This window comes from Dolichospermum circinale AWQC131C (assembly GCF_000426905.1).
Classification (GTDB): domain Bacteria; phylum Cyanobacteriota; class Cyanobacteriia; order Cyanobacteriales; family Nostocaceae; genus Dolichospermum; species Dolichospermum circinale.
In genome coordinates, this window is record NZ_KE384594.1 from 27529 (window position 1) to 38802 (window position 11274).

An 11274-nucleotide genomic window follows, 5' to 3' on the forward strand; every position below is an offset into this window, starting at 1 on the left:
ATTTGTACCTCATCAGAGCGGAAAACGCTGTATATTTCAGTCTCTCCCATTTATGAGAAAACCCTAAATAAAATTAGTTATAGTCAAGAAAAGGTAAGTTGTACAACTTATTTAAAATAATACCTCTTGGCAGTAGCAGATAGTCCGCTGGTTTTATATTTAGATAATAATGTAAGCTATCTCTAAACAGGCGATCGCATTTTAGAGATGTAGGAAATGCGATCGCACTTCCTATAAAATAGCTTTTGTCAATCAGCTAAAATACTCAAAATTTTGTCAGCGATGTCTAGGGCAGTGTCAAGCCCTCAATTTCCCATTATCAAGGCGATCGCTTTTCGGTAAAATATCTTTATATTACCAATTATCGAGAAAACTTTTATGCCTTATAGTAAATTTACTTTGAGTAAAGCTGTAGATGATTTTCAACTGACAATTGTTGAAGGCGATCGCTTTCTACCAGAGATTTCCCCATTTAATCCGAGTTCTTTGCTCAAAGATACATTGAAAGAAACCATACCTTGGGCAGTTGCAGTAGGTAGTGAAAAAGCGCGTTCTGAAGGCATTATCAATCCCGTTTTACTAGAAGTCAAACGTCAGCTTCATGGACAAATTAGTGTCTTTTCCGGTGAAGAGTTCAACGTGCAGCCAGAGGTTGATTTGATGGGTTATGTTGATTTTCTGATTAGTCGCTCTCCAGAGCAATTGTATATTAAAGCCCCGGCAGTGGTTTTGGTGGAAGCGAAAAAAGAAGACCTAAAACCAGGACTGGGACAATGTTTAGCCGAAATGGTAGCAGCACAACGCTTTAATCAACAGAAGCAGCAGCCGATTTCCACAATTTACGGAACGGTGACAAGTGGTACGGTTTGGCGGTTTCTCCAACTAGAAGGACAAACAGTAACCATTGACTTGAATGATTATCCAGTACCACCAGTTGATCAAATTTTGAGCTTTCTGATTTGGATGTCCCAGAATGGGTGAGGTAGGCCTTGGGGTTGTTGGGTCAGGAAGTAGCGGGTGCAATGGTCATAAGTGATGATTTTGATCAACCTTTATCCAATGAATTTTGGTTGCAAAATCCATGAAATTATTGCAAATAACCCCCCTGCTGGTAAAAAAGGCCATTTCCCTGTAGTCAAGAATAGCTACAGACTATTTACTCCATTAAAAGTAACCGAGAAGGTTCTAAATGCACATACCAGGGAAAAGATTGTTCTTGAATATTTACCCATTTTTCTTTATAAATTTCCCCTTGTAAATGATAATCATTGGCATGATTACCAACAGAATGTAATTTAAGGAATACTGTCATTCTGTGAGGTGTTTCACTGGTACGAACTAAATAACAAGGAAATGTATTTACTTGCTGAGGATCTTTTGTAAAAATCAAATGATGAGCGCGAATACCAACATAAGACAATTCTGAAGGAATATTTTCTCTAACTTCAAGAGTACAACCCCAATCAATTGCTTCTATTTTTTGAGGTGATAAAATATTAGCACGAGAAAAGTTTTTACAACCTGTAAGTTGAGCAACATTTACACTCGCAGGATGTTGAAAAATCTCATATTTAGAACCATAATGAGCGGCTTTTCCTTGTTCTAATACTAACAAATGGGGACATAAACGATAAGCTTCCTCCATATTATGAGTAACAAACAAAGTTACACCAGAATAATCAGCCAGGATTTCTGTCACTTGTTGTTCTAATTGACTGCGTAAATGGGTATCAAGGGCAGAAAATGGCTCATCTAAAAGTAAGGCTTCTGGCTTGCTTGCTAAAGCCCTAGCTAATGCTACTCGTTGTTGTTGTCCCCCCGAAAGTTGGTGGGGATAGCGGTTTCCAAATCCTTGTAATTTCATGGCTATTAATTGCTTTTCTACCTCTGTTTTAGTATCTATATATTTTGGTATACCAAAGGCGATATTTTGGGCTACAGTAAGATGTGGGAACAAGGCATAATTTTGGAATAAAAACCCAATCCGTCGTTGATAAATGGGAATATTAATGTTATTTTCTGAGTCAAATAATACTCTATTATTTAAAATAATTTGTCCTCTTGTGGGTGTTTCTATGCCTGCTAGACAACGTAAAATCATGCTTTTCCCTGCGCCAGAACCTCCCAACAATCCTAGTGGTTGATTATGAGTATTAAAGGCAATTTTTAGATGAAAATTATCTAGTCTTTTTTCGATATTTAAAAACAAACTAGCTAGGGAGGAATCAACTAATAAAGAAGAGGATTTATTTTCTAATTCTATCGGTTTTATTGGTGATTTCGTGAGTTTGTGTTTATCCTGAAATTCTTGCCAAAAATTACCTAGAGTAATACCTGAAAGGGAAATGATCATCATGGTAATTGACCAAAACCAAGCTTCATTTATTGCCCCAGATTCTACTGCAAAATATATGGCCATGGGCATCGTTTGTGTTTGTCCAGGAATATTACCTGCTAACATTAAAGTTGCCCCAAATTCACCCAAAGCCCGCGCAAAAGCTAAGGTTGTGGCAGCTACAATGCCTGGAAATGCTAAGGGTAAACTAATGCGCCAAAAAATTGTCAATTCTTTAGCACCCAAGGTTCTCGCTACTCGCAGAAGATTAGCATCAATTTGACTAAAAGCTCCGAGTGCAGTTTTATACATTAATGGGAATGAAACTACTGTAGCGGCGATGGCAGCACCATACCAAGTAAAAACAATTGTGGTATCATAGGGTTCTAAAAGTTTACCAACTGGACCGTTCTTACCAAAGAATATCAGCAGTAAAAACCCAACTACTGTAGGTGGTAAAATCAACGGTGCAACAAATATACCCTCAATTAAAGATTTGCCTTTACCGCGATATCCTAACATCCAATAAGCAGCAGATATACCTAAAAAGAAGGTGATAAAGGTTGCGAGTAAAGCCGTTTTTAACGATATCCAAAGTGGTGATAAGTCCTGTGGCATAGTTTTTTAGATCAACGGTATAAATTTTTATTTTTACTTTTATTTTTATTTAAAACCCTTCTGTATTCCTGTATTTCTCAATGATTAAAGAATATTAAAATTTAAGGGTTTAGGTAGTTTAATAAATTGTGAGTAAGATCCCTAAATTTTTTATTTAATCTCAATCAATTATGATTTCTGGACAAAAGTTTGGGATCTAAAATTTCACTTCTGTCAAGGTAGAATAAACCCATATTTCTTCAATACAGCTTTAGATTGATCACTAGATAAAAATTGGGAAAATTCTTTAGCAGCATCAACATTTTTACTGCGTTTAATAACTACTAATGGGTAAATAATGGCAGAGTGGTATTTTTCATCTGCTGCAACTACAATTTTTACCTGATTAGAGATTTTGGCATCAGTTTTATATACTAAACCCGCATCAGCATTACCACTTTCTACAGATGCTAAAACTTGACGCACGTTATTAGCAAATACCAGTTTTGATTTAATTCCTGACCAGATTTTTAACTTTTCTAATACTTGTTGTCCGTATTCTCCTGCGGGTACGCTTCTCGGTTCACCTATGGCGATTTTTTTGACGTTGCTATCTTTAAGATTGTAGAAACTAGTGATACCAACAACATTTTTAGGTACTACCAAAACTAGCCGATTTTTAGCGATGATATTCCTTGTACCAGTAACTACAAGTCCTTTTTGTTCTAAAGCATCTACTTGTTTTTTCGCAGCAGATATGAAAATATCCGTGGGCGCACCTTGTTCTATTTGTTGCTGTAATGCCCCGGAAGATCCGAAATTATAACTAATATTGATGTTGCCCTTACTTTGTTGGTAAAGAGGTTTAATTTCTTCCAGCACTTCTTTTAAACTAGCGGCCGCAGATACGAGTAACTTGGGATTAGATTGTGCGACAACTGGGTGAGAAATTACACTTGGTAAGCCAATTGTCAGTAATAGAGTAGATAAAGCTGTAGCAAGTAAGACTATTAGCTTTGTTTTTTTGCTCATGAAATTGATACCCGATATACTTTTACCAAGATTATCATAGTATCTACCAAGATAATTGGTAAATTTACCAATTTATTTTTAACTAAGTCGGTTAGCGTCAAAAATTGTCGTTATGACAAGGGAACTCTTAACTGGGAAGAGGTTTTGGCCAACTTTACTTTTCGTTACTGGTGTCGGTTTTTTCCATTTACTTACTTAAATATTAAGATATCAAGATACATAGCACAATTACCAAGCTGAAAAATACCAACTTTTTCAGAATTAATCTCTACCTGTTAAGTTGGTATTGACAATTTGATGTGCTTGTGTGTATAAAACTCAAGATAAATTAGGTATGAAATACGACTGTAATTAAGGGAAGAAAAGCTAGGAGAAAAATATGCCAAGATTGCAATTGCGTTTCCACTGTTGGTTCAGGTGGTATTAATAAGGCTTCTATTCTTTGTTCTAAGCGATCGCAAGCACCCAACGCAGCACAGCAGACATCGGACGTGATTGGGTTATTACTCACGACTAATAACAATGATTCTGCCAATACCAACGGATCTACCTGAGATGCAGCGTAACTATCAGCCCGTAACTCACGTAAAACTAACAACTCTTGCCATAAAGGTTCTGTATTGGGCAACCATGCGGTACAGGAACGCATCCAACCCAACCAAAAGAACCAGAACGTATCCCTATATTGATAATGCCCTTGTTCGTGGGCTAAGACGCTTTCTAGATGGATTGGGGAAAGGGTTTCTAGTAATCCTTCACTGACGACTAACTCCGGTTGCCAAAAACCAATTTGTCCAGCAAATAAAGCCCCTGTTTGTAGGATTCGGACCGGTTTACCATTTAGATTCACTTGGGGACATTCACGAGCGGATTTAATCGCCTTCCAGCCACCTAAAACAAGTTTAAGACCTAAGATGTTAAAAAATCCCAGAGAAATTAATGCTAGGATATAACTAAAAGGATTGGTATACATTCCACCCATTTTCCCCTGTGTACCCATGCAGACTACAGCGGTAACTGTCATGAAGATCAGTAAAGGAGGAAAGAGGAATAAAAATAGGGTTTTTTGCCATCGTAAATGCCAATTGCCTTGGGGTATATTACCAGAGGATCTTAACCAGTAAGCAACAGCAAGAGCGGTAATAATCATAAATAAATGCATATTTATTTTTCTCCTCTGGCTTCCCGTGCGGCTTGAATGCGTTTTGCGATCGCTTCTATTTGATCAGTCGCAGCTTGATCTAGACTATCAGCAAATGCGGCAATTATATCAGGATTTCCTACTGCTAAAAATCGCTGTAATTGATCATGGGCTTTAATCACTTCTGCTTGTTGTTTAGTTAACAATGGCCGCCAATAAAAGGCTTTCCCTTCTTTATCACAAGCTAACCAGCCTTTTTCCGTGAGACGACGGAGAACTGTGGTGACTGAAGTATAAGCTAATTCACGATCTGGATCTGCTAGAATGCGATCATGTACATCTTTAACTGTTGCTGAACCTAGTTCCCACACGATACTGAGAATTTCTGCTTCTAGTGGACCTACTGATAATTGTTTGGGACGATAATCGGGTAAGGGAGTCATGTTGATAATTTTGGATGTTTTTTCTATTTTTACATTTTTGATCTTTAATTTTTTCAACCCGTAGTTGATTGAATTTCTTTTACAGCGTATTACTGGTGAGATACACTGTTGGTGGGTAAGATTCCCGCACCACAAGATTTTTATTACTAATTAATATCTGTAGCTGATCATATCGGAAACTGCTGATATTAATAAGTGATAAATTAATACTAGAAGTCGGGGATACTACATTTTACTCAAGATTCAATACCTTGAAAATTCTGAGTATTGCAAAGATTCATTGTCTTTTCTACACCTTGTTTAAAACTAAATTCTACACAATCAACGACAAAGTTTAAAACTTGAGACATAACTTTATTTTCACCAGCAGAAAATCGTCCTAAAACGTGAGCAACAGTATCAGACTTATCCCCATCTATAGCACCTTTCGGTTTACCTATACCAATTCGCAACCGGGGGAAATTTTGAGTATTCAAATGGGAAATAATGCTTTTCATACCATTATGTCCACCCGCAGAACCAGACAAGCGTAAACGAGTTTTTCCCAGGGGTAAATCTAAATCATCATAAATGATTAACACGGATTCAGGGGGTAATTTATACCAATTCGTTACCGCTTGTATAGCCTGTCCTGAACGATTCATATAGGTCAAGGGTTTAAGTAAGCGGATTTTAACGCTACCTGGTGCAGTACCTTCACCAAACTCGCCCTGAAATTTGCGATTTTCAGCTACAGAAATTTGCCAAGCACGTGCTAAACTATCTATAGCTGCAAAACCAATATTATGGCGAGTTTGGTCATATTTAGGCTCTGGGTTTCCCAGTCCGACAATTAGCTGGGGAATTACTAAAGTCGGTTGTTTTGCTTCTCCCTCCTTCATCCTTGTATATTTTCCTGCTGGCGTTTTCCGGCTTCAATGTGTTTAGGCTCTAGTTCAGCGGTTGTTTGTACAGTTTCTTTCAATTGTTCGGTTTCCCGTTTGAACTCGGTTTGAAATTCATTAGAAGCTTCTTGGAAACTGCGAATGGTTTTCCCTAAACTGCGGCCAATTTCTGGTAACTTCTTAGGACCAAATATCAGTAGTGCTACCACCATAATTACTGCCATTTCTGGTAAACCGATACCAAATATATTCATCTTCCGCTCCTGTAAACCTAGAAGGCTTCTTGTTATATAGTTTAATTTTATCGCTATTTTCCAGGATTTTTTATGAATAACAAAAACCCGGACAAGCCGGGTAGATTGTCATTTTAGCTTCATAACTGGATGACTATTAGCCCCCTAAACTACGCCAATCAACAAGTACATCTTGAATTAGCAGAGACTTGTTGTAGACTTGGAGGATAATGAGCAGAAATACGAAAAATAAACCCATAAACACAGCCATTAAAGGTGTCGTTCCCCAACCTGGGGATACTTTACCATACTCAGCATTTAAGGGTCTGAGAACATCCCCTAATCTAGTCCGTTGTGCCATAATTCACCTAAGATCAGTAGCAAAAGCTTTTTTTAATTTTATTGGCATTTGATAAAGACATTATAGATGAAATTGGCAAAACCTCAAAATTGAGGAGTGCGTTAGGTTATTTAAGTTAAATTTTGTAATATTCTATAAATATTGATCTCATAATATGTAACTAAATTTATGGACTTAGAACCCGCTACAGTGCTGGGGATTTCCTTTTGTGCGGCACTAGTGGCTATCACTGGTATGGCAATTTACACATCCTTTGGACCCCCAAGTCAGGAATTAGATGATCCCTTTGATGATCACGAAGATTAATGAGTTGCTAATTTAACATAATGGTGGGTAATACCCACCGAAAATCCTCAATTATTTGATACTTGAGTAAAAACTAGGCCGCTATATGCTGTGTGATAACTATTTTCTGGAGATGTTTATAACAAAGTCCAGTTTCTATAGCAGAAGTCGGGAATCTAAATACTTAAAAATAATCTATCACAGCTTTAGCTATTGTTTCATTACCATCTTTATTTATTACTTGTGTTTGTTTTGGTGGTTGGGGTAACTGATATAGAAAATCCCAATCACCTTGAAAAAATTCCGATCCAGTGATAATTTGATGATGATTATAATTAGTAATTCCTGCTAACATAAAAGCTGCTTCTGCAAAATCATCACGGGGTATAGTTACTACTGGTACATCTAAAAGCGTCGCTTCTGAAAATGTCCCATAACCAGGTTTAGAGATAATTCTCCCACAAATTGGCATAAAATCTACAGGACGATATTGACGATTTGTAACTTTAATTAAGTTCAGTAAATCTGGGGCTAAAAAATCAAAGGTAATAAATTGCCAATCAGGAAATTTGCTAACATTAGTATAGGGAATTTGTTGCACACCATAACCGCCAAATGTTAGTAAAATCGTTTTTTCTGAAGGTGTATTTATTCCCCAATTGCTACGTAATTCATCAATAGAAAAACGGGGAGAACCACCTGTTAAACCTACGTCGGTAATATGGGGAAAAGCTGACATAGATTCATGGAAAGGAAGACGAAATAACCGGTTAGATTTTGCGTACCAATTACTAATCCAATCAGCAATTTCTGTAAATTCTCCCCCCCAGTCTCGATAAATTAAATCCCAACCAAAGTTACCAATCATCCAGCAAGGAATATTCGCAGCTTCTGCAAATCCAGCAGCCAGAAAAGGAATATCTGCTAAAATCAAATTAACACGATTTTGACGAATAAAATTAACTTCTGAAGCGATTAAAGATTTGTGATTTTTCTTGATTTCTCGCAATTTTTCTAAAGTCGCTGGTTTATCCATGATCAAACTATCAATTTGAATCACACCTAAATCAAACGCCCGTTGACGTAAAATAAAATCACCTTCTATATAGGATTCTAGTAACCAACGCGGTGCAGTAGTTACCAAAATCAATAACGCTTCCGGGCATAATTTTTGAATGGTATTAGCTATAGAAGCTGTGCGGGTAGCATGACCAAAACCATGATTAGTAATGGCTATATATATAATTGGTCGTTCCATGATTTGAAAGGTAAAAGGTAACAAGAATTTGTGTCAGTTGGGTTTCCCAAAGCCTCAACCCAACCTACTGGAGATCACTGTTATTAATTGATCAATTTCTGATTCTAATGTTAGGTAATGAACACTCACACGAATACAATTAGGATTAGCAATTGTTCTAGTTAAAATCTTTTGTGATTCTAGATATTGCACCAATTTTAAACTAGGTTGATTAGTTAATTGAAAGGAAACTAATCCACTTTCTGGAGGGGAATTTTTTAAACATTTGACATCAGATAAAGAGTTTAATTTTTGCCAAAGATATTGACTATTTTGGCAAATTCTCTCATATCTTTCCTCTGCTGTTCCCCACTGTTCATGAATTGTTATTGCTGCTTTTAAACCCACATATAATGAAGTTGATAAAGTAGAAACCTCATATCTGCGCCCATCCGGTTGCCAACCAGTTGGTTGTGCTTGACTATTTGTAATAACTCCATTTAAACCAATAAAAGTAGGATGTAAGCTTGATCTTGCTTCGGGACCGACATATAAACCACCCACACCAGCAGGACCGCATAACCATTTATGACCAGTAAATGCGTAAAAATCCACACCCAATGCGGTTAAATCCAAGGGAAGAACACCCACGGATTGGGCTGCGTCTATCAATAACAGGGATTTATTGCTTTTACATACTTCTACAATTTTGTCAATAGGTAGAACTTGACCAGTATTCCACAAAACATGACTCAATACTACTAAGCGGGTATGGGGACGGAGATTATCAGCAATAATACTGGTAGGATCTCCTGCGTTTAAAGTAGCCATTAAGGGACAGGTAGTAACTTCCACCGCAAATCTACGGGCAATTTCCCTAGCCGTAGCTATGACTCCAGGGTGTTCACAGTCCGAAAGCAATAGATGATCACCAGCGTGCCAATCAATACCCCACATGGCAATGTTACAACCGACGGTAACATTACCTGTGAGAGTAATTGTGTCACTTGGCACATTTAATAAAGATGCGATCGCTTCTCGGCTGGCTTGTATTTGCGGTGATATCCAACTATACGCTTCACTGCCAAAAGGACCGATACTTTGAATATGTGTCTGAGATTGAGAAATAGTATCCATAGCCCCTTGGGGCATAGGTCCTTGTCCTCCGTAATTAAAATAAATTTTATTACTTAAAGCGGGAAATTGGGCGCGGTGGAGATGCAAATTGTTCATAAATATAGAGTTGTAGTTTTTTGTCTAATTTATTGATATATACTTTAATCAATAAATAATCGGCATCAATCAACATCAAATTTTACATCAAAAACTATGAATTGGTGGCAACGACTCAACAAAAATCCTCTAGCACGATCTGGGGCAATTGTCCTATTATGTTTCTATTTAGCAGTGATTGCGGCTGATTTTATCGCTCCTTATAACCCTTATGATTCACAAGCCAATGGTTCATTACTCCCACCTACTCCCATTCATTGGCTATCTAAGTCGGAGCAATTCATTGGACCTCATATATATCCTACAATACAAGGTGATACTAATTTAGAAACTGGAGAGAGAAAAATCGTTGTAGACAAAACAAAGCCTTCTCCATTACGCTTATTTGTTGCTGGACCAGAATACCAATTATTCAAATTGAGTATTTCCCTACCGCCAAAATGGCAAGAGATCACAATTATTCCTGGAATTTCCTTAAATTGGCATTTGTTTGGCGTTATTGGTGACGCAAAATTTAATATTTTGGGAACAGACGAACAAGGACGAGACCAGTTTAGTCGCTTGTTACATGGTGGTCGTATTAGTATGTTTATTGGCATTTTCGGTATCATTGTCACCTATCCATTGGCGTTGTTTATTGGTGGTATTTCTGGCTATTTTGGTGGTTTAATTGATAGTATAATCATGCGTTTAGCAGAAGTTTTGATGACCTTTCCCAGTATTTATTTATTAGTAGCACTATCAAGTATTCTGAGTCCAAAATTAACCAGCACTCAGCGATTTTTATTAATTATCTTGATCACTTCTGTAATTAGCTGGGCTGGTTTAGCCAGAATAATTCGCGGACAGGTATTATCAATCAAAGAACTCGAATTTGTGCAAGCTGCTAAGGTAATGGGTGGTAATCCAATTTATATTATCATTCGTCATGTTTTGCCGCAAACTGCTACTTATATTATTATTTCTGCTACTTTGACAATTCCTAGTTTTATTGGTGCAGAAGCCGTATTAAGTTTGATTGGCTTGGGGATTCAACAACCAGATCCTTCTTGGGGAAATATGCTTTCTTTAGCTAGTAATGCTTCTATTTTAGTATTACAACCTTGGCTGATTTTACCACCAGCAATCTTAATTATTATCACTGTTTTATCTTTCAATGTTTTAGGTGATGGTTTGCGAGATGCACTTGATCCTCGTAGTGTAGAAAGGTAGTAGAAAGGTAGGTTGGGTTAAGCGACAGCGCAACCCAACACAATCTTTAATCATCAGGTTTAATAATGTTGGGGAACCAATCCAACCTAGGCAATGATATAATAGAAGGGTAACTACTTGGTATCACATCATGATGATTACTCAAGAATTAGAACTTCAAAAAAACATCTCTCAAGATGTGATTTTTCCCCCCAGTGATTTATATAGTGATGAACCTCCCGTGGAAACAGAACTACATCTAGAGCAAATTATGCTCTTAATCAAATGTCTCAAATGGTTAT

General features: G+C 37.2%; 12 protein-coding genes and 1 pseudogene. 4 read left to right on the top strand and 9 right to left on the bottom strand.

Translation table 11 applies throughout. From position 1 onward, the window contains the following. Positions 1-378 precede the first annotated feature (378 nt). Positions 379-981, top strand: coding sequence for a hypothetical protein (locus ACIR131C_RS0104220; RefSeq protein WP_028089190.1), 603 nt, complete (start codon positions 379-381; stop codon positions 979-981). 175 nt (positions 982-1156) lie between these two features. On the opposite strand, the gene modB is transcribed toward ACIR131C_RS0104220, so the two are convergent. From modB to psbH, 7 genes are all read right to left on the bottom strand, one after another. Next, positions 1157-2953, bottom strand: coding sequence for a molybdate ABC transporter permease subunit (gene modB, locus ACIR131C_RS0104230; protein ID WP_028089191.1), 1797 nt, complete (start codon positions 2951-2953; stop codon positions 1157-1159). A gap of 213 nt (positions 2954-3166) precedes the next feature. Then, the gene (gene modA, locus ACIR131C_RS0104235; protein WP_035371500.1) at positions 3167-3964 is read right to left on the bottom strand and encodes a molybdate ABC transporter substrate-binding protein; all 798 of its coding nucleotides are present in this window, start codon (positions 3962-3964) and stop codon (positions 3167-3169) included. 328 nt (positions 3965-4292) lie between these two features. After that, positions 4293-5126 carry a M56 family metallopeptidase gene (locus ACIR131C_RS0104240; RefSeq protein ID WP_028089193.1) on the bottom strand — a complete coding sequence of 278 codons (834 nt, stop codon included), beginning with the start codon at positions 5124-5126 and terminating at the stop codon, positions 4293-4295. Between the two features lie 2 nt (positions 5127-5128). Then, complete coding sequence (locus tag ACIR131C_RS0104245) at positions 5129-5548, bottom strand: BlaI/MecI/CopY family transcriptional regulator (protein ID WP_028089194.1); 420 nt, start codon at positions 5546-5548, stop codon at positions 5129-5131. A 236-nt stretch (positions 5549-5784) separates the two neighbouring features. Further along, a complete protein-coding gene (pth, locus tag ACIR131C_RS0104250; RefSeq protein ID WP_028089195.1) occupies positions 5785-6429 on the bottom strand; it encodes an aminoacyl-tRNA hydrolase in 645 nt (214 codons plus the stop codon). Then, entirely contained in the window at positions 6426-6686 is a 261-nt protein-coding gene (locus ACIR131C_RS0104255) for a TatA/E family twin arginine-targeting protein translocase (RefSeq protein WP_028089196.1), read from the bottom strand. Before ACIR131C_RS0104255 ends, pth begins: the two co-directional genes overlap by 4 nt. Positions 6687-6822: 136 nt before the next feature. Beyond that, positions 6823-7026, bottom strand: a complete 204-nt coding sequence (gene psbH, locus ACIR131C_RS0104260; protein WP_028083230.1) for a photosystem II reaction center phosphoprotein PsbH — start codon at positions 7024-7026, stop codon at positions 6823-6825. 168 nt (positions 7027-7194) lie between these two features. On the opposite strand from psbH, the gene psbN reads away from it, so the two are divergent. Further along, a complete protein-coding gene (gene psbN, locus ACIR131C_RS0104265) occupies positions 7195-7332 on the top strand; it encodes a photosystem II reaction center protein PsbN (protein ID WP_015083402.1) in 138 nt (45 codons plus the stop codon). A 163-nt stretch (positions 7333-7495) separates the two neighbouring features. On the opposite strand, the gene ACIR131C_RS0104270 is transcribed toward psbN, so the two are convergent. Together ACIR131C_RS0104270 and ACIR131C_RS0104275 are read right to left on the bottom strand one after the other, a co-directional pair. Beyond that, positions 7496-8569 carry a hypothetical protein gene (locus ACIR131C_RS0104270; protein WP_028089197.1) on the bottom strand — a complete coding sequence of 358 codons (1074 nt, stop codon included), beginning with the start codon at positions 8567-8569 and terminating at the stop codon, positions 7496-7498. A 54-nt stretch (positions 8570-8623) separates the two neighbouring features. Further along, positions 8624-9781, bottom strand: coding sequence for an aminotransferase class V-fold PLP-dependent enzyme (locus ACIR131C_RS0104275; protein ID WP_028089198.1), 1158 nt, complete (start codon positions 9779-9781; stop codon positions 8624-8626). Positions 9782-9877: 96 nt separating this feature from the next. Here ACIR131C_RS0104275 and ACIR131C_RS0104280 point away from each other — a divergent pair, with 96 nt between their 5' ends. Further along, positions 9878-10993 carry an ABC transporter permease gene (locus ACIR131C_RS0104280; RefSeq protein WP_028089199.1) on the top strand — a complete coding sequence of 372 codons (1116 nt, stop codon included), beginning with the start codon at positions 9878-9880 and terminating at the stop codon, positions 10991-10993. Positions 10994-11123: 130 nt separating this feature from the next. Continuing rightward, positions 11124-11274, top strand: a pseudogene (locus ACIR131C_RS26565) (Uma2 family endonuclease); the annotation flags it as partial.